Here is a 22,853-nt window from a genome sequence, read left to right as displayed (position 1 = left end):
GGTTCCGGTACGATAACAGAATTATGCCTGTAAGAAGAGAGCAGAACGGAAGCACTTGATTTAGACAGGATATAACACTTAAAGAATGGAATAATAGTTAGGAAAGAAGAGGTGCTTGTATGAAGAGAGATACCGGTCTGGTGCACATTTATTACGGGGACGGAAAAGGGAAAACGACAACAGGTATGGGCCTGATTACGCGTGCGGCAGGGTATGGCTACCGGGTGCTGCTATACCAGTTCATGAAGGATAACAAGACAAGTGAGCGAAATATTTTGGAACATGTCAGGAATATCACCATTGTGGATGGGCTGAATCAGGAAAAGTTCAGCTTTCAGATGACAGAGGAAGAGAAAGAGGAACGCAGGCGGTTTTATGAGCAACAGTTTCACAGGATTACCCAATTGGCTGCGGAAGAAAAGTACGATGTGCTTTTTATGGATGAGATCATTTACACCATCGGCGCCAAATTGCTGGATGAACAGGTGGTGTTGGATTATCTGAAGGAAAAGCCGGAGAACTTAGAAGTCATTATGACTGGCAACTATCCCAGTAAGGCTATGGTGGAGGCCGCTGACTATGTGTCTGAGATACGGAAGGTAAAGCATCCCTTTGATGAAGGGCAGAGGGCCAGAGGAGGGATTGAGAAGTAGATTAAAGTTGAAAATAGAGATTTTTTATTAAAAAGGATCTTTGGAAAACTGAATCCAAAGATCCTTTTTAGGTGGGTGCGTTTTGGAGCAGAGTCGACTTGATCTGGAACAGCGTCTTGCACAGCCTTGCGGAACCAACATTTGAAGCTCTGTTGCTCTTGGACTTGTGTTGACGGGATTCGTCTACACCCGGACCCACACCGGCAAAGGCGGTCAGTGTCTCCCTGTGGGTAAATCTGGACACATCTCCGATCTTAACGATGAGCTGCGGGCTGTAGGTTTTTTCAACGCGATAGATGCCCATTACGGTACTGTATTCAGGAAGTGTGGAAGCTAGTTCAGTCATTTCCCGATGGAGACGCTCCACATGCCAGAAGGAATTAGAATAATCCACCCATTTTTCATTTCCGTCCTCACCGGTCATTCGTGCAATGGACAAGATTTTAAATCGGTTTTAGATGCAATTAAAGTAAACTTGAATGGATACGGTTGTCATAGGAAAAATGAGTACCCTTGGAAACAGCATAACTATGTACCTTCTGCATTTATATCTGTCGTTTCTAATGAATAAAGGGGTATCCATTGGTTTAGGGATTGTAGAAAGTGTGTAAGCACTTATCTTTACCAGCTTGAGAGAATCCATTTGGAAATACGTTCCCTCGGTATGGTGGCCTGCAAGAGTGGAAACAACATTTTTTGTGGCATATAGCAGAGGAACGTATGCTTATGTAGAACTCATTCAAGTGGCTTGTATTGGCGTTTTCATAAACGTGATTGGCATGGTCGCTTGATGTACCAGCTATTGAAGATAAGATTTTATCTGTTTTTTTGGATACGTCCCTACACTGTCCTCCTGGTCCGAAATTCAAGCAAATCTGAATCAATAATCGGAGGTGCTTTATGTATGGATGAGGAATTGCTGTTACGTGGAGTAGTTATATGATTATGGTAGTGAGATTGGCAAAGTAATGTGTACCACTTATAACGGCATCGTGATAGCATTACAAATATTTATATAAGGGCTAAACCAGAAATATAGAAAAGTAATAAAGACAAAAAGTGTATTTCCAAGTGATATGTCACTGAAATATGTTTTATCTGGCAAGTGAGAATGTAATAAAGAAATGGATGTAAGGATATTGGAACGGGGATCAGGCTTATTCCAGAGGGCAGGTGTGTCAGCGTCCACGTTTTTAACAATCACTGCTAATGTCTTAATTATAAAAAAATAATATGAAAAAAATTCTAATAAATACTTGCATTTTATTATATTCTAGTCTAATATTGATAACATAAGATAGAAAGGAGAGGGTGAATTAAAAAGCGTATCTTTTATGCAAATAAAAAAATTTAGCATATTATTTTTGCGCAAATATAATGCCACTGCAGACAAAAGCTAATCAGAAATCAGAATTATTAGATGAGAACCTATATGAGGTTGAAGAACGGCTAACAATTGAAAAGCTGAATAATGATGAGCAAGAGGTAATAAAAGAAGCTGTTGATATATCGAAAATAGATGGGGAAAGTGCAGCAGATATAATTAATGAATTTGCAGATAACGATGAAGAGACATTTGTGGTAGCAGTAAAGGAAATTCTTAATACATACTATGAAAACGATGAGATCAGTGATACTTTAGAAGATTTTATTGACAATATTGATGATGCTGCAAGCGAAATGTTAGAGTGTTATCAAGAAGCCTATGAAGAGAGGGTGGATGAGGAGAATCTTGATTATGCGGCTAAGGAAATTGTAGTAACATTAAAAGAAGGAGTCCAAAAAGAACTAATAGATGAACTGGTAGAAAATTTATCTGAATCCTATGAAGTGATAATGGAGGATGAATTTGAGATTGATGAAGACCTAAATGAAAGAAGAAAGGAACGGTTGATTGATTTTCAAGAGAACTATCAAGCAAAAACATCAATAGTTGTTGAAACTGGCTTAGATCAATCAACAGATAGAGCAATTAGTCAATTTAAAGAGTATGAATTTGTAGAAACTGCTGAAAAGAACTATAATATGGAGGTTGATGGTGTTTCTACAAACGACCCACAGCTTTCCAATCAATGGTATTTGAACAAAATAAAAACGGAAGAAGCGTGGAGTTCGGTATCGACAGCGGGCACTTATGATATTTGGGTAGCGGTATTAGATACAGGACTTGACTTAACGCAAAATGATTTGCAAGGAAGATATTTGACAGATAGTTCTGTTGACGTAACTAAAGTTAATTCAGACGGAAGCTATAAACGATTATCAGAATTGTCTAAAACATATGATTCGAGTCATGGTACACTTACAGCAGGGGTCATAGCAGCAAAAAGAAATAACAAGATAGGCATTGCAGGTATTGCAACTGGTTATGATAATAGAGCGTGCAGGGTGATGGCTGTTAAAGTATCAGATGGAGTAAATACTGAAGGAAAGGAAATCATTAGCGATGCTGATATTGCAAAAGGAATAAAACATGCCGTAAACAAAGGTGCGGAAGTTATCAATATTAGCATATCCAGTACGTATGCTTCACCATTGTTAAAGGAAGCTGTTGACTATGCAGAAGCAGCAGGGGTAGTTGTTGTAGCTTCAGCGGGTAATTATAATAATAATATAATGCGATACCCGGCTGCTTTTAGCAGCGTAATATGTGTATCGGCAACAACAAGTTCCAACGCAAAAAGTAGCTTTTCTTGTTATGGTGATTGGATAAATATGGCGGCTCCAGGTAGTGGTATCGTCACTACAGATTTGAAAAACAAATATCCGTCTGTAAACGGTACCTCTTTCTCGGCACCGATAACAGCTGCAGCGGCAGGATTGATGTTCTGCGTTAATCCGAGTCTAAAACCACAACAAATACGAAGTTTCTTGTATAATACAGCTACTAATATTGGTAGTGCCAGTATATTTGGCAAAGGGCTGTTAAATGCAGGATTTGCAGTGGAAAGAGCAAAATATGAAGAATTTAAGAATAGTAAAATCAAATTATCAAGTTTGTCTTCTCCTAGCAAGGGAAAAATAAAAATTAATTGGAGTACTATTAATGTTTATGGACCAGAAGAAATAAGAGTATATCGTGCAACAAGCAAAACAGGAACTTACAGTTTAATCAAAACAATTACAGATGGAACTGCTACAACATATACAGACAGTGGTCTCACTGCAGGAAAAACATACTATTATAAGGTGAGAGCAGCAATGAAATATAATGGTGGAAATAAATATACAGATTATTCAGGGATATTAAGTTGTAAGGTGGCAAAGTGATCAAACTCTAAAAGTAAGAGAGGTGATTTTTGTGAACAAAATAAACAAAGGCTTAATTGTATTTGTAATAGGTGTTATCTGCATTTCAGGACTTATGTCTAATACGTTAGTACAAGCATCTACATCTAAAAGAAATACGGAAATGAATATAAGCACAAAGAAAGAAAAAATTTATATTGGACAAAAATGTAAATTGAAAATCAACAAAGGTGCTGCGATAGGAAATGGTAAGAGCGTAAAATGGAAAAGCAGTGACAAAGAGATTGCGACTGTCAATCAGTCTGGAACGGTAACAGGAATATCAGAAGGTGTTGTTACAATAACGGCTATTTCAAAATCAGACAGTAAGATAAGGTGTTCATGTGAAATGAAAGTACAGAAGTTTAGTAATAAAAAGGTTTCCTATAAGCCGATAATCGTACAGAATGATTCTGAGCAAAAATTGGGGTATAGTGTCAATAAAAGTATTCGAAGAAAAATGCGAGATCAGAACCTGCTTATATCGACGTACAGTGAGCTGCAAAAACTAAAAAAATTAATTAAAAAAAATTATGATTATCCAGAGCTTGTTTTAAAACAGTTGAAAAAATATAACCGGAAGTTCTTTTGCTCAAAAAGCTTGTATTATACAAATGCCGCGGTTATAATACCGTCAAAATTTGAGATAATCAAAGTAGAAAAAGAAATGATAAAAGGAAAGGTGGTCTGTTCCATAACAGTTAACGATATATATACACCGCCGTCAACATCTGGTCCCACAACAGATATAAGAGGCAAGAGCGCGAATAATGAATATATTGTTGAGCTGAAAAAGAAGAATATAAAAGATGTAGAGCGTTTTCGGCTGATTCACAAACATATAACAAAATACTCAGATTAATTACTTCTAAATAGAATGGTATTTATGTTAGCTCGCAGAGTGTAAAATAAGGTGTGTAAGTTGAATAAACAACTTACACACCTTATTTCTGTTCAGACTGGGGCTGGCAAAGATCTGGCCAACTCATAACTATACTAAAATGAGGAGTGCCCCCGGCGTCTGGTACACCGGAGGCTATTATGAAAAAATTTATCTATATGTGTAATGAAAACATTACGCTATAAACCATTGTCTGCATCTCTTTTCGAGATGTTTAAAGTATAGCAATCAAATGTGAACAAACTATGAATTACAGGTAAATTTACTGTGAAAACAACCAAAAACAGGCCCGCCACAGGCCTGCTTTTGTAAAAATTTACCTACAATGCTTTAAAGCATTACAGTATCACTGATCTAATTTGATATTTGCAAAGAGAGAACCCAGGCTGGTGGTTACGCTTTCTGATTTGGGCAGTTCGTAGGTTTCTTCCTGGATCTCTTCAGCGCTCACATCATTTAAGGCCTTCATACTGAGACTTAGCTTGCCGTCTTTGATGTTAATGACTTTTACCTTTACCTTATCGCCCACCTTAAGCACTGCGGCGGGGGTTTTGATCCTTTTCTCACTGATCTGGGAGATATGTACCAGGCCGGAGAGCCCGCTGCCCAGATTTATGAATGCGCCATAGGGCTGGATGGTCTCCACAGTACCCTCCGTAACCAGACCCACCTGTACATTTGAGATTCTGGCTTTCTTTTCCTCTGCTTCCTTCTCGCGCAGGATTTCACGTGCGGACAGTACCAGGCGGTCGCCCTCCTGTTCAGCGGTAATGACGCGCACCTGGATCTCTTTTCCCAACCAGGTTTCCAGATCCTCCACATAGTTCAGGGAAAGCTTGGAGGCTGGGATAAACCCGCGGATTCCCTCCACATAGGCGATCACGCCGGACTTTACCACGCCGCCCACCTTTACAGTCAGGTTTGTGCCATCCTCCATCCATTTTTTCAGCTTTTCCCAAACCAGGGTATCGTTTGCCTCCTTGGCTGAGAGGAGGATATGACCCTGCCCGTCGTCTGTGCGGATCACTGTGGCTGAGATTTCGTCACCGATATGTACATCCTCCTTGAGATTAAAGTCCGGGTTACTGCTGAAGTCCTCCAGACGGATAATACCCTCGGTGTAGTATTTTAAATCCAGGGTGATCTCTGTCTCGGAAACTCCGATTACAGTTCCGGTGAGGATATCGCCCTCGTAAATTTTCTTGAAGGACGCCTCCAGCTCCTGTGCGTAATCCTCCATGGTTTCTGTGACCTCCTCAGGAGCTGCCTCTTCCTGTGCAGCCTCCTCCACCGGTACCTCTGCGGACGGTTCATTTGCAGCGGGATTCTCCTCTGCAGCCTGTCCTTCCACCATTCCTTCTTCCACCGTGGGAGCCTCTTCTGCCGCCGGTGCTGCTGCTACAGCCTCCTCCACAGCCTCAACGGGTGTCTCTGTTTCCTGTGTTACGTTTTGCAATTCTTCTGACATGGTTTGCCCTCCTTAAGTTAGTGACTCATATGCAAAAACTATAGCATTTTTTGGCGTTAAATTCAAGCAAGGATAGCTTGTATTTGGTTGAAGATGGCGGGAAATAATGATAAGATAAAAGAAAGTAAGAGAAGCGAGGTATAAAATGGCAGTAAAGAGGGTTTTTATGATCGTTTTGGACAGTTTCGGCATCGGGGAAGCGCCGGATGCGGCGGCATTCGGGGATGAGGGAAGCAACACTCTGGCGAGCATTGCCGCCTCACAGGAGTATCACACGCCGAATATGAAACGCCTGGGACTGTTTAATATTGACGGGGTGACCTGCAAGGAGGGCGAGGAGCAGCCGCTGGGTGCTTTTGCAAGGCTTAAGGAGGCATCTATGGGGAAGGACACCACCACAGGGCACTGGGAGATTGCGGGGATCATTTCCCCCAAGCCTATGCCGCTGTATCCGCAGGGGTTTCCTGAGGAGGTGTTAAAGCCTTTTAGAGAGCAGACAGGCAGGGGTGTACTGTGTAACCGGCCCTATTCCGGGACGGAGGTGATCCGGGAGTATGGACAGGAGCACATGAAGAGCGGAGATTTAATTGTCTATACATCCGCTGACAGTGTGTTTCAGATTGCAGCCCACGAGCAGGTGGTTCCCCCTGAAAAGCTCTACGAGTACTGCCGCATAGCCAGGAAGATCCTGACTGGAAAGCATGCGGTGGGCAGGGTGATTGCCCGGCCTTTTGAGGGAGCGTACCCTGACTTTGTGCGCACCAGGAACCGCCACGATTTTTCCCTTTTACCTCCCGCAGACACGGTAATGGATCTGCTGGAGCGGGCAGGGTATGACACCTACGGCGTGGGAAAGATCAATGATATTTTTGCGGGAAAGGGCATCGCCCACACCCAATCCATAAAAGACAATGAGGACGGTATGGAGAAGACCCTTGATCTGCTGGAGAAATCCTTTACAGGTCTCTGCTTTGTAAATCTGGTGGACTTTGATATGGTGTACGGACACAGGAACGATGTGGACGGATATGCGGCAGCTATGACCAGGTTTGACAGGCAGTTAGGAGTGTTTCTGGAAAAAATGAGGAGCACGGATGTGCTGCTGATCACCGGGGATCACGGGTGCGATCCCGGAACACCCAGCACGGACCACTCCAGAGAGTATGTTCCGCTTTTGGCCTGCGGCAGTGAGGTCAAGGCAGGCGTCTCTCTGGGGACACGCCAAAGCTTTGCGGATATTGCGGCCACCATACAGGAGATATTTGGCGTGGAGGGGGTCATCTGTGGCAGCAGTTTTTGGGAGGATATTCGAAATGACAGATAAGAAGGCACTTTATAAAGAAGCAGTCAGGGCCAGGGAACAATCCTACTCCCCCTACTCGGGATTCCAGGTGGGGGCAGCCCTGCTTGGGAGGACCGGGAAGATTTATCATGGATGCAATATTGAAAATGCCTCCTACTCACCCACCAACTGTGCGGAGCGCACAGCCTTTTTCAAAGCAATATCTGAGGGTGAGCGGGAGTTTGAGGCCATAGCGGTTGCCGGGGGCAGAGCGGGGGGAGAACTGCAGTCCTGTCCGCCCTGCGGCGTCTGCCGGCAGGTAATGGCGGAGTTCTGCGGACCTGATTTTTTGGTGATTTTGGGGGATGCACAGGGGAACATTGAGGAATATACTCTGGGAGAGCTGCTTCCGGAGAGTTTTTCGCTGTAAAAGGGGGACAGGGATAATGAGAATGTATGATTTGATCATAAAAAAGCGAAACGGCGGTAAGCTGACCAGGGAGGAGATTTCCCGGATGGTGGAGGAATTTGTGTCAGGGGCTATGCCGGACTACCAGATGTCCGCCTTGCTGATGGCAGTCTACTTCCAGGGTATGGATGATGAGGAGACTGCAGCGCTTACGGACGCCATGGCCCGTTCCGGAGATATGGTGGATTTATCTCCCATTGAGGGAGTGAAGGTGGATAAACACTCAACCGGGGGCGTGGGGGATAAGACCACACTGATCATTGCCCCCATAGCGGCGGCCTGCGGCGTCAAGATTGCAAAGATGTCCGGCAGGGGGCTGGGCCACACTGGAGGGACGGTGGATAAACTGGAGTCCATTCCCGGCCTTCGGACCTCTTTCACCAGGGAGGAATTTTTTGATATTGTGAATGAAACCGGACTCTGTGTGGCGGGACAGTCTGGGAATCTGGCCCCCGCGGATAAAAAAATGTATGCGCTCAGGGACGTGACTGCCACGGTGGACAGTATTCCCCTGATTGCGGCCTCCATCATGAGCAAAAAGCTGGCCGCCGGAAGCGACAGCATCCTGCTGGATGTAAAGACAGGCAGCGGGGCATTTATGAAATCACTGGAGGATTCCATTGCCCTTGCAAAAAAGATGACTGCCATCGGGGAGCACGCAGGCCGCCGTATGGCGGCGCTGATCACCAACATGGACCTGCCCCTGGGCAAAAAGATCGGGAATGCCCTTGAAGTACAGGAAGCGGTGGAGACCCTGCGGGGACAGGGCCCGGAGGATCTGACGCAGGTGTGTCTGCAGCTGGCAGGAAATATGCTCTACCTGGCAGGCAGAGGTACACTGAAGGATTGTCTGACAATGGCACGCAGATCCATAGAAGACGGCAGCGCCCTGGAAAAGCTGGCGCAGATGGTCAGGGCTCAGGGGGGAAACCCGGAAGTGATCCGGGATGCGTCCCTGCTTAAGACAGCACCCCTTAGCTTTTCGGTGAGGGCCCAAAAGAGCGGTTATATCAGCCGCATGGATACGGAGAAATGCGGAACCGCTTCCTGCCTGCTGGGAGCCGGGCGCACCAGGGTGGAGGACACCATTGACTACGGAGCGGGCATTGTTCTCACAAAAAAGACCGGAGATGCGGTGGAGGAGGGGGAGACCTTAGCGGTGCTCTACGCCTCTGAAGACGAGCTTTTTCAGGATGCTGCCTCTGTGTTCGCAGATGCGGTGGATATTCAGGAGGAGCCGCCGGCCCAGCAGCCCCTTATATTGGCCAGAGTAGAGGGAAATGAAGTTTGCAGATTCGAGGAAAATAGTGTAAAGTAGAATGTAACTGTGAAGGTACGGAACAGTTGCAGTAGAATATCGTTTCTCCGGCAGAGGGGAGAGAGGTGGACCGGGAATTTGCCTGGTTCGGGAAAGGACGGAATATGCAGTATACAGACAAGAAAAAAATCTATATCATCGGCCATAAGAACCCGGATACGGACTCCATCTGTTCAGCCATTGCCTATGCGGACATCAAAAACAGGGCAGAGGATGAGGGGCGCTATGTGGCAAAGCGGGCAGGGCAGATCAGCGAGGAGACGCAGTATGTGCTGGACCGTTTTCAGATGGACCCTCCGGGCTATGTCCCCAATGTGGGAACCAGGGTAAAGGACATGGAGGTGCGCTGTGTCCAGGGAGTTGACAACCACATATCCCTGAAAAAGGCCTGGACTCTGATGCGTAATGAGAATGTAAATACCCTGCCCATCACCAAGGAGGACAATGTGCTGGAGGGCCTGATCACCATCAGCGATATCGCCGAGTCCTACATGGATGTGTATGACAATTCCATCTTATCCACAGCCAGAACCCAGTACCGCAATATTCTGGAGACTCTGGACGGCACCATGGTAGTGGGAAACGAGCACTCTTACTTTATTAAGGGCAAGGTAGTGATCGCAGCGGCAAACCCGGATCTGATGGAAAACTATATTGAGGAGGATGACCTGGTCATCCTAGGCAACCGGTATGAGTCCCAGCTCTGCGCCATCGAGATGAGCGCGGGCTGCATCATTGTCTGTGAGGGGGCCCCTGTTTCCAGAACGATACAGAGGCTGGCGGGGGATAAGAGCTGTGCGGTAATCAGCACACCCCATGACACCTACACGGTTGCGAGGCTGATCAACCAGAGTATGCCAGTAAAGCATTTTATGAAAAAGAAGGATCTGATCTGCTTTGAGATGGACGATTACACAGACTCCATAAAGGAGATTATGGCAAAGAAACGGTACCGGGATTTTCCGGTTCTGGATAAATACGGGAAGTACGTGGGTATGGTTTCAAGGCGTGATCTGCTGGGTATACGGAAAAACCAGCTGATTCTGGTGGACCACAATGAGGTCTCCCAGGCGGTGGACAACATTGAGAGCGCCGAGATCCTGGAGATTATAGACCACCATAGGCTGGGCTCCCTGGAGACTATGGCTCCGGTGTTTTTTAGAAATCAGCCCGTGGGCTGTACCGCCACAATTATGTATCAGATATACAGTGAAAAAGGGTTGGAAATTCCGCCACGGATTGCAGGGCTTCTGTGCGCGGCCATTATTTCGGACACGCTCATGTTCCGCTCTCCTACCTGCACGTCTGTGGACCGTAAGGCTGCGGAGCAGCTGGCAGAGATTGCGGGCATCCAGTGTGAGGACTTTGCCACAGAGATGTTTGCGGCCGGCAGCAGGCTGAAGGGGAAGTCACCGGAGGAGATCTTTTATCAGGATTTTAAGAAATTTGAGCTGAATAAGGCCAGCTTTGGAGTGGGCCAGATAAATTCCATGAACCCCGATGAGTTAAAAGAGATCAGGGACACACTGCTTCCTTATATGGAGAAGGCGCTGGGAAGCCATGGGGAAACCATGCTCTTCTTTATGCTGACGGACATCATCAATGAGTCCACGGAGCTGCTGTGCTACGGCGGCGACAGCGAGGACTTGGCCAGAGAGGCATTCCACAGGGATCCCAGGGAGCACTCTGTGGTGCTTCCCGGGGTGGTCTCCAGAAAGAAGCAGCTCATCCCCGCATTTATGAATGCTCTGCAGCAGTAGGAGGAGACTATGGGAAAACAGATTTGGAAGCCAGGAAATATGGTGTATCCCCTGCCCGCGGTGATGGTGAGCTGTGCCAGGCCTGGGGAAAGGCCCAATATCATAACCGTGGCCTGGACGGGAACGGTGTGTACCAACCCGCCTATGGCCTACATATCCGTCCGGCCGGAGCGGTATTCCTATGATATTATAAAGGAGACCGGGGAGTTTGTGATCAACCTGACAACGAAAAAGCTGGCCAGGGCTGCAGACTACTGCGGAGTGCGTTCCGGCAGGGATGTGGACAAATTTCAGGAGATGCACCTCACCCCTGTGGAGGGGGAAGAGGTGGGGGCTCCGCTGATAGGGGAAAGCCCCGTAAACATTGAGTGTTCTGTGACCGATATTGTGGAGCTGGGGTCCCATCATATGTTTTTAGCAAAGGTCAGAACGGTGCATGTGGATGACTCCTATATGGATGAGAAGGGAAAATTTGAGTTGAACCGCACAGGCCTGATTGCCTATTCCCATGGAGAGTATCTGGAGCTTGGAAAACCATTGGGCACTTTTGGATACTCGGTAAAAAAGAAACGACGCAACCAGAAAAAGACATAACCGGAGGAAACAAAAGAGATGCCAAATGAAGTTTTATACGTAAAGTTACTCGGGAACTTTGAAGTGAAAAACAGTCACGGAATATTGAACCGGGAGACATTGCACTCAGATAAACTGCTGCGCCTGCTCTCCTATATTTTAATATTCAGGAAAAAGGATCTGACGGTTCAGGAGCTCTGCGATGCTCTCTGGCCCAACAGTGCTTCCGGAAACCCGGCGGGCGCTCTGAAAAACCTCATGTACCGGCTGAGAGGCAGCATGAAGATTTTAGGTGGGGGTGATTTCATTCTCACCAGAAGGGGATTTTACTGCTGGAATCAGGATATAGAGGTACAGGCGGACTTTGAAAAGTTCGATGAGCTGAGCCGAAAGGCTACGGATGTTAGTGTAACGGAGGATGAGAAGGTGACTGCCGCACAGCTTGCGGTCAAGATCTACCATGGGACCCTTCCGTCAAAGGTTGCCTCAGAGCAGTGGGGACTTCCTCTGGAGACCTACTTCCACTCCTGCTATCTGGATACCGTCAAATTTCTGTCAGATTACTATGAGAACCGCCAGCTGTATGAACAGATGGAGGACTTGTGCAGCGAGGCGCTGACGTACGACGGGCTGGACGAGCAGCTCCACTGCAGCCTGATCAAAGCTCTGATCATGCAGGGAAAGAAAAACCTGGCTTTGGCCCATTACCACCGGGCGGAGAAACAGCTTTATGAGAGCCTGGGGATGCGCGGCTCCCTCAAACTGCAATCTGTTTATGAAAACCTGCTGTCAATGAAAAACAACCAGTATGGCAACATGGAAGAAATCCGCAGGGATATTCTGGAATCCAGAAACCCCGACTCAGTGTTTATGTGTGAGTACACCATTTTTAAAGAGATATACCGCCTGGAGAACAGGAGACTGGACCGGCTGGGTATCACAGAGTACATTATACTGCTGAGTCTTAAACGGGAGGAGAAGGAGGCGCAGGAGCAGACATGGGAATATCTGACCAAGCGATCCATGGAGAAGCTGGAAAATGTGCTGAGAAGCCAGTTGCGCAGAGGTGACGCGGCCGCCCGGTACAGTGACAGCCAGTTCATCGTGCTCCTGCCCACCTGCACCGAGATCACAGCTCAGATGGTTGCAGACAGAATCAGTAGCGCCTTTCTGGAGGTAAATAAAAACAAATGCCTGATTCTGACCTGTGAGATACAGGAGGTTAGCAGTAGTTCATCGGTGAATGTGGATGAAATGTTAAAAAATTCTTGACACAGGCCAGTATATAGAGAGGCTGTTTCGCAGCCATATTTCGGTACACAAAGTAGTCAATCCCTCAAGATGAGGAGGTTGGCTATTTTGCTTTGAGGACTCAATCGCCCCCGGAGTCCTCTCCGATGTTCCGGTCTTGCAAGTGCACAGCGGGGGGTTTTAACATACTTCCACGCACAACTGCCTGATCCCCAAAACGCTGCTTAATGCTGTCTAAGGCCTTGTCCAGCCTTTTTTGGCGTTCATCCGTTTCGTTTCTCAAATCAAACAGGCTGAGCTGAATGGGGGTGTCCTCAGGCAGGAGCTTTGTGGCGCGGATGCCCAGCAGCCGGATGGGAGTGTGGTTCCAGAGGGAGGAAAACAGGCTGCAGGAGGTCTGGTAGATTTTTCCGCAGGTATTTGTGGGAGGGTCCACAGGGGCCTGATGGGACACGGTGACAAAGGTATTGTATTTGATCTCCACGCACAGGTTTGTGCAGATCTGCCCCGCTTTGCGAAGCCTGGCAGAGACGCTCTCGGCGAGCTGCAACAGAACTGCCTGGGCATCCCGTAGGGTGGAGACATCCTCTGATAGCGTGGTGGAATTGCCGATACCCTTTGCCTCCTGGGGGCCGGAGAGAACCGGCGCGCTGTCCTGCCCGTTGGCATACTCCCAGAGCAGGCGGCCGTGGCTTTTTAGGTGTGACTCCAGCAGCCCGGGGTCGGTTGAAGCCAGATCCCCGATGGTGCGGATGCCCAGTTTGTGAAAGGTATCCACAGAGGAACGCCCTGCCATATAGAGCTTTTCCACAGGCAGCGGCCACATCTTTTGGGGGATCTCCCGGGGGAAGAGGGTGTGGACTTTGTCCGGCTTTTCAAAGTCAGAGGCCATCTTTGCCAGCAGCTTGTTTGAGGAGATACCAATATTCACCGTGAAATCAAACTGGGTAAAAATTTCCTTTTTGATCCTGACCGCAGCGGATAGGGGGGATGGATACCTGTGTGCGATCCCGGTAAAGTCCAGATAGCATTCATCAATGCTGACCTGCTCCACATCCGGGGTGAGGTTCTTTAGGTACTCCATCAGCCGGCGGCTGTACCTGGAGTAAAGCTTATGGTCCGGGGGAAAGATCATCAGATCCGGACATTTGCGCAGGGCAGAGACAATGGGCTCTCCGGTTTTCACACCCAGCGCCTTCGCCGGGATAGACTTGGCCAGGACTACTCCGCGCCGGCTTGCCTGGTCTCCGCCGATGATAGCAAGAAGCTCCCGCAGATCCGGCCCGCAGCCCTGCTTTAGATTTTCCACGGAGGTCCAGCTGAGATAGGCACTGTTGACATCAATATGAAAAATAATGCGATCCAATGTGCATACTCCTTTCAAACATATCTGTGTTTGACCCAGTTATAAAATCATTATACAACAATTCCTTGTGATACAGGTTATCTTTTTGTAAACCTGAGGGATAATAGGAATACCGGAGGAGAGAAATCCGGAAAAAAGGTCTTTGAGGAGTGGAATGCTATGATAAGAGAAATCGCCCGGCAGATTGAGGGGTATATTTGCTTTTTGGAAAAAGAGGAGAGGAGCCTGTCCACCAGGCGTCAGTATCAAAGAGACATTCAGTGCTTTCTGGTCTATGTGCAGGGGCGGGCAGTAACAAAGGAGCTGGTGATTCAATACAAGGAGAGACTAATGAGCGAATACCAGCCTTCCAGTGTAAATACAAAGCTGGCAGCCATCAATGGCTATTTTTCCTATCTGGGAAAAAGAGAGCTGTGCGTAAAGCAGCTCAAGATACAGAAAAAGGTATACTGCCCCAGGGAAAAAGAGCTGACAAAAGCAGACTACAGAAATTTGGTCTGTGAAGCGGACCGGAAGAAAAACAAAAGACTGTCACTCCTGATCCAGACAATCTGCGCCACAGGTATCCGGGTGTCCGAGCTCAGCTGTGTCACGGCTGAGGCGGTAAAAAGCGGGGAGGCCTGCACTCACCTGAAGGGGAAGAGCCGGGTAGTTCTTCTGAACGGTAAGCTGAGAAAAGCTCTCCGAGATTATTTGCGGCATGAAAAAATCGTCTCCGGCCCAGTATTTCGAACGCGCACAGGGCGGCCTCTGGACAGGTCAAATATCTGGAAAATGATGAAGAGGCTGTGTGCAGGAGCAAAAGTGGAGCCGCAAAAGGTATTCCCTCACAATCTGCGCCATCTTTTTGCCAGATGCTTTTACGCCCTAGACAAGGATATCGCAAAGCTGGCGGATATTTTGGGACACAGCAGCATCAATACTACACGGATCTATATCATGTCATCCGGCCAGGAGCACCGCCGCAGGATGGACGCACTGGAATTGGTGCTGTAGAGACAAAAAATAACCACATAATTTGTATTATGTGGTGTGCGCAGATTCAGACATCTGCAAAGAATGATTATTTACATAAGTATACCGTTCATTTTCTGTTTTGTCAACATACTGGGGCTGCGTTTTTAGAAAAAAGAGGCACAGCAAATAAGCTTTTCTGTTCATGGGTCACGGAAAAGTTTGTTTTTTGTGTTTGCAGCACTTGTGCTTGCGGGTAATTCAGTTTTTTTAGACGATCCTGCCGCCTGTTCAGCACATGGTCCGCAGAAGAGACCACATAATACAAATTATGTGATGCCGCACCTGGGCTCTGCGGGGCCTGCAGGGATGAAAAATATTGAAAGGAGGTACCTGAGACAGGAGCATGTAAAGAATTGCAGGTAAATGAAAAAACATTTGGAGGTGCTGGTTATGAAAAGTAACATATTAAGAGGGATTGCGCTGGCAGTTTGCTGCGCAGTGTGCGTAACTTCCATGCCCGTGGCAGCCTTAGCGGCCGACAGAGATCAAGAAGAGCTGGCCGTGGCGGAATCACAGGATGGGAGCATACAAGCTGTTCTGACGGATATTTCAGAGGAAATGTCCTATATGCCGGGTGAGGTGCTTGCGGCTTTTAATCAGAGCATGGGGGAAGCGCAGATAAGAGCATCCATAGAGGAACTGGGAGGCGAGTGCAGCAGACTGCTCCCCATGGGAGATGGTGTCATGGCAACTGTAGAGCTTCCGGATTCTCAGACGGTGGAGGAAGCGGTGGAGATGTACGGGGAGTACGAAGGCATTACCTTTGTTCAGCCGAACTATTGTTATACCCGGAGGAAAAAGCCGGAGCAAAAGCAACCAGAGCAGAAGCAGGTACAGAGGGAGAACAGGAGCAGCCAGCCCAGTGCACGTACCGCTTCAGCTACAAATGACACCTATGTGTCCGAACAGTGGTATCTCAACAAAATACACACTTTTGAGGCGTGGGATATTCTGGACCGAAGGAGCACCAGCAAGGTGAGGGTTGCTGTGCTGGACAGCGGATGTGACACAAAGCACCCGGATCTGCAGGCCAATCTGAACAAGAGCCTGTGCGTGAATGTAAATGGCGGAGAGATCATACAGCGTCCAACAGACTCTCTCTACAACGGTACTGGTATGTGTGGCGTTATTGGCGCTACCTCCAACAATGGCACAGGGATTACGGGAGTGGCAGCCGGGAGAAAGAATAATATACTGGATATGTTCTCCGTTCAGGTATGGAAGACGTATGACCTGGGCTTTACTAGTTTCTTTTGGGTGACAAGTGAAGACTTCTGCGCCGGCATCACATATGCCATTGAGAAGGGAGCAAAGGTCATCAACATGAGCGACTGGATTACCTATGTGGATGAGGCGTTCCAGACAAAATGCAAGGAAGCCTACGATAAGAATATTACTCTGGTCTGCTCTGTGGGGGTACCCAGCTCGGATGACAATCAGGTGTGCTATCCGGCTGCCTTTGACACAACGATAGGCGTGGCTGCCTGCTCTGATTTTACTGATTCACAGAAAGAGGATGGCGGAGAATCCAACTATGGAGAGCACGTGGATATCTGTGCACCGGGGGAAGGAATTGTGACCACAAATCCTCTGGATGAACCGCTTTCGGACTATGGGGAGGCATATCTGGGAGTGGGGTATGATAAATGGGAGTACTCAGTGGACATGGCATCCGCGTCTGCAACCGGTGTAGCGGCCATGCTCTATGCGGCGAATCCTTCCATAACGCCCAGCCAGGTGAAGACTGCTCTCAAGAATACAGCAACGGACTTATATTTACCAGGGGAGGACGAGTATACAGGCGCGGGTTTGATCAATGCGGAAAAAGCCCTACAGTATGTACTCCCCAAACCAACAGGAATCCAGCTGAGCGCCGCCTCATTACAGCTGGGCATCGGTGAGACGAGAAAGATCACCGCTGTACTGCAGCCGGCAAATGCGGAAGGCGCAGTGGCTTATACAAGTTCAAATCCCGGGGTGGCCAGTGTGGACGCGGCGGGCAATGTCAGAGGCGTGGCCCAGGGGACGGCTGTTATCACAGTGTCCTCCCAGGGAGTGAGCGCGGTTTGTACCGTAACCGTGGGATGCCCTATCACCTATGTGTTGGGAGGAGGAAAAAACCACAAGGACAATCCTGCCTACTATACCGGTAAGGCTGTGAAACTGAAAAGCCCTGCCAGAAAAGGCTATGCGTTCATGGGATGGTATACAAATGCCGCGAAGACCAAAAAAATTACTTCTATCACAAAAAGTGCTTCGGGATACACCCTGTACGCAAAGTGGAAGAAGATTGCCAAGCCCCAAAAAGCAGTCATAAAGGCTGCCGTCAGAATATCCAATAAGAAGATGAAGATCAGCCTGAAAAAAGTATCTGGGGCGGATGGTTACCAGATCGTCTATGCAGCGGACAAGAAAATTAAGAAAAATAAAAAGACAATTTTCATAAAAGGCACCAGCAAGACCATTAAGAGCTTGAAAAAGTCCCGGTATTTTGTAAAAGTGAGGGCCTACAAGCTGGATTCAGCAAAGAATAAGATTTACGGCAAATACAGTGCAGTGAAAAAGGTATAAGCTGTGGATTCTGTCTGAAGACGGGAGGGAATAGGAGAATGAAAGCAAAGAGTAGAGCGAAGTGGCTGTCAGGAATGTTCTTTGCCCTGATGTTTACCTGTTTGTGGTGCGGCGGTATGGAGGTGCGGGCAGATTTCAGCGTCAAGGTGGGGCAGACCATCAGCATATCGGACACAAATTATTACAATGGAGGGATTGTAAACAAATCCTGGTCCACCGTCGACTCCGATGTAGTGTCCATCTTTGGAAACGGGACAACGTGTATGGTCACCGGACTTGCACCAGGGAGAGCCACTGTCCGTTGCTATACATCAGCGGTTAAGACCTATCAGATCTGGGTTCCGGGGTATGACGGGTATGTGTCCAGCGGACATTATGAGACCAGGTACATTTACAATAACTGTACAAAATACTATGATGTGGTGGTCAAAGCGCAGGAACCACAGCAGAACAACACAGACACGCCGCAGACACCCACCAAGCAGCCGGGAAACTCTGTGGGTGGGACGAAGTATACAGTGAAATTCATTGGGAACGGCGGAACAGCCGGGGGAACCGAAATTACCTGCAGTGCGGGGAGCACGCTTGGCAATGCACTGCCCCAGGCTTTCCGGAGGGGGTATAAATTTACAGGGTGGTTTACCAAGGCCAGGGGAGGCTCAAAGGTGACGGCAACTACCCCGTGTAATGGAAACATGACCTGCTATGCCCACTGGTCCAAGGTAAAGGTATACAGTGCAAAGATACGCTCCGTAAAGCCCGGTAAAGGCTCCATCCGAATCAAAATCAAAAAAAGTGCAGGCAATCCCGGGGATATCGGATACCAGATCGCTTATTCCGCCAAGAAAAAGATGAAAAATGCGGAAAAGCTGATCTATAAGAAAGCGGACTGTACAGTCTATGCTCTGAAACACAGAAAGAACTATTTTGTAAAGGTAAGGGCTTTTAGGACAGACTCAGTGGGGAACCGAGTCTATGGAAAGTGGAGCAAAGCAGTGAAATGTAAGACAAAGTAATAAAGAAAATCATAATAAAATATTATACCCCTGGAAAACGGGCCTGCATGGCGGTCAGTGTTTTCAGGGGTATGAGTGCTACGCTTTGGCAGGATTCCCTGGGGTGTGCCGCTGGAACGGTTTCTGCGCACTTGCTAGTCTTGTATAATTATCTGATTATTATCGAAGATAATAGGAAAAGACACGATAAATAGTCAGAAAATTAAGAAAATTAAATAAAAGGTAAAAAAGTTGAAAATAGTGTTGACAAAAACGCAAGTGAGTGCTATTATAATGACAACAACAAAACATGTACTTAAAAACTTCCAATTACTTTTCAAAAGACGAGAAATTTTGGATGGTAATGAGATTTAAGACATGATTATTGTTGAATATCAAGTAATTATGAAAAGATTACGAAAGGAGGAGGTCGAGTCCCGTGGACAGTATCGAGATAAAAACAGTTCAATATGAATGTGGTATGGCAGAGGTTTCCTGCGGAAAAGACCTTTATCTTATTTAAAAACCAGTAATGGTCGAATATAGTATAGATAAATCGGAGAGAAGACACTGGATCAGAGAGATAAAGAAGATAGCCATCATATTGAAGGAATTACCACAGTGCTCAAAGGTTTTTAAGTTTTGTGTAAAGAAACAGAACTTAAAAAATATGAGTAATTTGTATAAGACACAAAAGGTAGTGAAATGACTTTCATTTATCAAAAGGACTTATATAGAAGAAAGTATAGAAGATGAATATTTGAGAAATATAGTCGAAAGCTTTGTAGGACACGTAAATTTCAATATTAAAAATGATTTAATATAGAAAGCAGGAAACAGTAGAATTAAGAACCTCCGATTAAAAACAGATAAAAAATTGAATATTATAAATAGAAGGCTGTTGCAAGGTGAACGAGTTGGTGAACCGGTAACAGCTTTCTTTTTTGCACTCGAAGGGTTTAAACAGTAACCCTTCCAAGTTTTTACCAAAACCGGAAAAGAGCTTAGGCTTTGACATATAAAATGAGGTATGATAAACTTAAACCAACTATGTGATGAGATAGAATACACTTAGAGGTGAAAGAATTGGATAAATACGAATACAATCTCAAGCTGGAGGAAATCAACAGGCTGGTTGAGAACGAAAATTATGAGGACGCGGCCCAGATTGCAGATACCATTGATTGGAGAAGGGTACGTAATGCCAGAACCCTTTGCATGATCAGTGAGATCTATGAGGCAAACGGCCGCCTGGAGGACAGTAAGGCAATTCTGTTGCGTGCATACCGCAGATCCCAGCTGGGACGTATTGTACTTTACCGTCTGACAGAGGTTGCCATCAAGATGCGGGAGTTTGACGAGGCCGTGGAGTACTACAGTGAATTTGTGAACGCAGCTCCTAACGACAACTCACGTTTTGTATTGAAATATAAGATTTACCGGGGAAGAGGGTCATCCCTTGAAGACCAGATTGCAATTTTGGAGGAGTATAAGCAGAAAGAGTACACAGAGAAATGGGCCTATGAGTTGGCAAAGCTGTACTATAAGGCAGGACTGATCCAGAAATGCGTGGAGGAGTGCGATGATCTTGTCCTGTGGTTCCGCCAGGGGAAATATGTGATCAAGGCTCTGGAGCTGAAGAGCTCCATGTCTCCGCTGACTCCGGTGCAGCAGGCAATCTATGACCACAAGGATGAGCACATGCCATCCAAATCTGAGCTGGTGGATGCAGCAGTGCCAGAGATTGAGAAAGTGATCCTTGAGAAAATGCCCAGCTCTGAGGAGGAGGCCATTACAGACCATATCATCACTGAAACCCAGAGGGAGCTGGCCCAGGCAGTGACACAGCACGCAGCAGAGGCGGAGGCAAAGCGGGAAGACCAGGATGAGGACTGGCGCTTCCACCCAGGTACCAATCCATCTATGTCTGGAAAGATCGGACTTGGAGATACCCAGGTATTTGGCAGTGAGGGGCAGGCTCAGCCAGTCGCGCCGCAAATGACAAACATCCCCAATTCCGCTCCATCCTTCAATACAGAGGACCTTCAGAAAGAGCTGGCCAATAGCATGAGAGAGATCGTGGCAGGAATGACAGTGAAGGAGAGCGATGATGACATCATTGAGCCAATGAACGACAAGCCGTTTTTGGATGATGAGAGCTATGACGATTCTGTAAATACGGACAGCACTATCCTGAAGGAGGAAGAGCTTCCGGGACAGTTATCAATAGACGATATTCTGACCACAATGGCAGCGGAGACAGCCGCAGGCCAGAACACCAACACGGTTCCGTCAGAGGCCCAGGCTGCAGATCAAAGTGTGGATAATGGACAGAACGTAGCTGCAAACAGTACAGCAGCAGACACTGTTCAGGAACAGAGTATCCCGGCAGGAGCCAGCGAAACGCCAGTGCAGAGCGCAGTGGCGGGAGCGGATTTAGCCCCGGTCCAGGGAGTGCCGGCAGGAGCCGCCGTGTCGTCCGCTCAGGGAACCCCGGCAGGAGCAGATGTGACATCGACTCAGGGAGCGTCAGTGGGAGCAGCAGTGCCGCAGGCCCAGGGAGTGCCGGCAGGAGCCGCAGTGCCGCCGTTTCAGGGAGCGTCAGTGGGAGCTGCAGTGCCGCAAGCCCAGGGAGTGCCGGCAGGAGCGGCAGTGCCGTCAGTTCAGGGAGCATCAGTGGGAGCTGCAGTGCCCAAGGCCCAGGGAGTGCCAGCAGGAGCCGCAGTGCCGCCGTTTCAGGGAGTGCCGGCAGGAGCAGCCGTGCCGTCGGCCCAGGGAGTGCCAGCAGGAGCCGCAGTGCCGCCGTTTCAGGGAGTGCCAGCAGGAGCCGCAGTGCCGCCGGTTCAGGGAGTGCCAGCAGGAGCTGCAGTGCCGCCAGTCCAGGGAGCGTCAGTGGGAACCCCAGTGCCGCAGGCCCAGGGAGTGTCATCTGACGTGGGCGTGGAACCACCCCTGGCAACAACTGCAGGTATGAATGCAGCATCAGGTGCGGTACAGAGTGGTTCAGCTGCAGTCACTGGAGACACCATAGATCTGTCAGCAGCCTTAGAGCGCGCAGCAGGTGTATCAGACATGAAGCCGAGAAACCAGCAGCCGGCGCCCCAGCCGGTTCCGCCTCTGGAGCCGGAACCACCTGTGGCACCCAAGCTTACGCAGGATGAGCAGTATATCTTTTCATACTTTTCCTCAATTGCAGGATTGCGGGAGCAGATCGCAATGGCGCTAAGTGAGGCAAAGAAAAAAGTAAAGATGGATAAGACCTCAAGGAGTGGAAATATCGTAGTGACGGGAGACCCCGGAAGCGGAAGGACCACCTTGGGAATCCGGTTTGCCAAAGTCCTGAGCAAGAGCAAGGGCGAGACCAGCGCCAGAATTGCCAAGATCTATGCTGAGGATTTCAACAATAAGGATATTCCCAGCACCATCGCAAAGATCGCGGGAGGGACGCTGATCATCGAGGAAGCGGCGGACCTGAAGGATGAGATTGTAAAGCAGATGACCACAGCCATGGAATTTCGGACAGATGGTCTGGTAATCATCCTGGAGGATGAGAAAAAGCTGTTAAAAGGCCTGTTTGAGCGGCATCCGGAATTTGCGGAGAAATTTACCTCAGAGGTAAACATCCCTATCTTTACAAACGACGAGTTGGTATCCTTTGGAAAGACATACGCCTTTGACGAGGATTACAAGATAGACAACATGGCAACCCTGGCGCTGTACAATCGCATAGGGGAGCTGCAGACACCTGAGCATCCGGTAACCGTGACGGACGTAAAAGAGATTATCGACAAGGCCATCCGTCACTCAGAGCGCTTTGGATTCCGGAAGCTGGGAATGATTCTGAGCAAAAAACGGTATGACGAGGACGACAGGATTATACTTTATGAGAAAGACTTTAAGATGTAGTTGTAGTCTGAGAAATTGCCGAGCGTGGATTGCAA

Annotated in this window: 16 protein-coding genes; 13 read left to right on the top strand and 3 right to left on the bottom strand. The window is 47.7% G+C overall.

The window, feature by feature from the left end; all coding sequences use genetic code 11:
- The first annotated feature begins 119 nt into the window (after positions 1-119).
- The gene (locus AC0THY_RS03125; RefSeq protein WP_489993016.1) at positions 120-653 is read left to right on the top strand and encodes a cob(I)yrinic acid a,c-diamide adenosyltransferase; all 534 of its coding nucleotides are present in this window, start codon (positions 120-122) and stop codon (positions 651-653) included.
- Positions 654-720: 67 nt separating this feature from the next.
- Here the strand turns inward: AC0THY_RS03125 and AC0THY_RS03120 are convergent, their stop codons facing one another.
- Positions 721-999 (bottom strand): transposase, encoded by a 279-nt coding sequence (locus AC0THY_RS03120; protein ID WP_489993015.1) that lies wholly within the window; start codon positions 997-999, stop codon positions 721-723.
- Positions 1,000-2,030: 1,031 nt separating this feature from the next.
- Between AC0THY_RS03120 and AC0THY_RS03115 the strand changes: the two genes are divergently transcribed.
- Positions 2,031-3,923, top strand: coding sequence for a S8 family serine peptidase (locus AC0THY_RS03115; protein ID WP_489993014.1), 1,893 nt, complete (start codon positions 2,031-2,033; stop codon positions 3,921-3,923).
- Positions 3,924-3,954: 31 nt separating this feature from the next.
- On the top strand, positions 3,955-4,803 hold the full coding sequence (locus tag AC0THY_RS03110; protein ID WP_489993013.1) for an Ig-like domain-containing protein: 849 nt from the start codon (positions 3,955-3,957) through the stop codon (positions 4,801-4,803).
- Positions 4,804-5,188: 385 nt separating this feature from the next.
- On the opposite strand, the gene AC0THY_RS03105 is transcribed toward AC0THY_RS03110, so the two are convergent.
- On the bottom strand, positions 5,189-6,310 hold the full coding sequence (locus AC0THY_RS03105) for a S1 RNA-binding domain-containing protein (protein ID WP_489993012.1): 1,122 nt from the start codon (positions 6,308-6,310) through the stop codon (positions 5,189-5,191).
- 145 nt (positions 6,311-6,455) lie between these two features.
- On the opposite strand from AC0THY_RS03105, the gene AC0THY_RS03100 reads away from it, so the two are divergent.
- From AC0THY_RS03100 to AC0THY_RS03075, 6 genes are all read left to right on the top strand, one after another.
- The gene (locus AC0THY_RS03100) at positions 6,456-7,634 is read left to right on the top strand and encodes a phosphopentomutase (RefSeq protein WP_489993011.1); all 1,179 of its coding nucleotides are present in this window, start codon (positions 6,456-6,458) and stop codon (positions 7,632-7,634) included.
- Positions 7,624-8,022, top strand: coding sequence for a cytidine deaminase (locus AC0THY_RS03095; protein ID WP_489993010.1), 399 nt, complete (start codon positions 7,624-7,626; stop codon positions 8,020-8,022). The genes AC0THY_RS03100 and AC0THY_RS03095 overlap by 11 nt, the downstream gene beginning before the upstream one ends.
- Before the next feature lie 16 nt (positions 8,023-8,038).
- Complete coding sequence (locus tag AC0THY_RS03090; protein ID WP_489993009.1) at positions 8,039-9,379, top strand: pyrimidine-nucleoside phosphorylase; 1,341 nt, start codon at positions 8,039-8,041, stop codon at positions 9,377-9,379.
- A gap of 104 nt (positions 9,380-9,483) precedes the next feature.
- Positions 9,484-11,139: a putative manganese-dependent inorganic diphosphatase gene (locus AC0THY_RS03085; protein ID WP_489994138.1), complete on the top strand. Its 1,656-nt coding sequence runs from the start codon at positions 9,484-9,486 to the stop codon at positions 11,137-11,139.
- Between the two features lie 9 nt (positions 11,140-11,148).
- Positions 11,149-11,733 carry a flavin reductase family protein gene (locus tag AC0THY_RS03080; protein ID WP_489993008.1) on the top strand — a complete coding sequence of 195 codons (585 nt, stop codon included), beginning with the start codon at positions 11,149-11,151 and terminating at the stop codon, positions 11,731-11,733.
- Between the two features lie 18 nt (positions 11,734-11,751).
- Complete coding sequence (locus tag AC0THY_RS03075) at positions 11,752-12,984, top strand: BTAD domain-containing putative transcriptional regulator (RefSeq protein ID WP_489993007.1); 1,233 nt, start codon at positions 11,752-11,754, stop codon at positions 12,982-12,984.
- 100 nt (positions 12,985-13,084) lie between these two features.
- Here the strand turns inward: AC0THY_RS03075 and AC0THY_RS03070 are convergent, their stop codons facing one another.
- Positions 13,085-14,329: a DNA polymerase Y family protein gene (locus tag AC0THY_RS03070; protein ID WP_489993006.1), complete on the bottom strand. Its 1,245-nt coding sequence runs from the start codon at positions 14,327-14,329 to the stop codon at positions 13,085-13,087.
- 159 nt (positions 14,330-14,488) lie between these two features.
- Here AC0THY_RS03070 and AC0THY_RS03065 point away from each other — a divergent pair, with 159 nt between their 5' ends.
- From AC0THY_RS03065 to AC0THY_RS03050, 4 genes are all read left to right on the top strand, one after another.
- Positions 14,489-15,325 carry a tyrosine-type recombinase/integrase gene (locus AC0THY_RS03065; protein ID WP_489993005.1) on the top strand — a complete coding sequence of 279 codons (837 nt, stop codon included), beginning with the start codon at positions 14,489-14,491 and terminating at the stop codon, positions 15,323-15,325.
- Between the two features lie 411 nt (positions 15,326-15,736).
- Positions 15,737-17,917, top strand: a complete 2,181-nt coding sequence (locus tag AC0THY_RS03060) for a S8 family serine peptidase (RefSeq protein ID WP_489993004.1) — start codon at positions 15,737-15,739, stop codon at positions 17,915-17,917.
- Between the two features lie 38 nt (positions 17,918-17,955).
- Positions 17,956-18,933 (top strand): InlB B-repeat-containing protein, encoded by a 978-nt coding sequence (locus AC0THY_RS03055; protein WP_489993003.1) that lies wholly within the window; start codon positions 17,956-17,958, stop codon positions 18,931-18,933.
- Between the two features lie 1,065 nt (positions 18,934-19,998).
- Positions 19,999-22,818, top strand: a complete 2,820-nt coding sequence (locus AC0THY_RS03050; protein ID WP_489993002.1) for a hypothetical protein — start codon at positions 19,999-20,001, stop codon at positions 22,816-22,818.
- Positions 22,819-22,853 lie beyond the last annotated feature (35 nt).

The organism is Ruminococcus sp. 8Y-12 (assembly GCF_058119865.1).
Note: the sequence above shows the minus strand (reverse complement) of the source record. Positions and strands in the feature narration are given on the sequence as shown.

What these genes read in the sequence shown, in the direction of transcription:
- AC0THY_RS03055 (WP_489993003.1), top strand. Translation starts at nt 17,956, where the DNA reads ATGAAAGCAAAGAGTAGAGCGAAGTGGCTGTCAGGAATGTTCTTTGCC.
- AC0THY_RS03115 (WP_489993014.1), top strand. Translation starts at nt 2,031, where the DNA reads ATGCCACTGCAGACAAAAGCTAATCAGAAATCAGAATTATTAGATGAG.
- AC0THY_RS03085 (WP_489994138.1), top strand. Translation starts at nt 9,484, where the DNA reads ATGCAGTATACAGACAAGAAAAAAATCTATATCATCGGCCATAAGAAC.
- AC0THY_RS03125 (WP_489993016.1), top strand. Translation starts at nt 120, where the DNA reads ATGAAGAGAGATACCGGTCTGGTGCACATTTATTACGGGGACGGAAAA.
- AC0THY_RS03060 (WP_489993004.1), top strand. Translation starts at nt 15,737, where the DNA reads ATGAAAAGTAACATATTAAGAGGGATTGCGCTGGCAGTTTGCTGCGCA.
- AC0THY_RS03100 (WP_489993011.1), top strand. Translation starts at nt 6,456, where the DNA reads ATGGCAGTAAAGAGGGTTTTTATGATCGTTTTGGACAGTTTCGGCATC.
- AC0THY_RS03090 (WP_489993009.1), top strand. Translation starts at nt 8,039, where the DNA reads ATGAGAATGTATGATTTGATCATAAAAAAGCGAAACGGCGGTAAGCTG.
- AC0THY_RS03095 (WP_489993010.1), top strand. Translation starts at nt 7,624, where the DNA reads ATGACAGATAAGAAGGCACTTTATAAAGAAGCAGTCAGGGCCAGGGAA.
- AC0THY_RS03075 (WP_489993007.1), top strand. Translation starts at nt 11,752, where the DNA reads ATGCCAAATGAAGTTTTATACGTAAAGTTACTCGGGAACTTTGAAGTG.
- AC0THY_RS03065 (WP_489993005.1), top strand. Translation starts at nt 14,489, where the DNA reads ATGATAAGAGAAATCGCCCGGCAGATTGAGGGGTATATTTGCTTTTTG.
- AC0THY_RS03120 (WP_489993015.1), bottom strand. Translation starts at nt 999, where the DNA reads ATGACTGAACTAGCTTCCACACTTCCTGAATACAGTACCGTAATGGGC.
- AC0THY_RS03080 (WP_489993008.1), top strand. Translation starts at nt 11,149, where the DNA reads ATGGGAAAACAGATTTGGAAGCCAGGAAATATGGTGTATCCCCTGCCC.
- AC0THY_RS03105 (WP_489993012.1), bottom strand. Translation starts at nt 6,310, where the DNA reads ATGTCAGAAGAATTGCAAAACGTAACACAGGAAACAGAGACACCCGTT.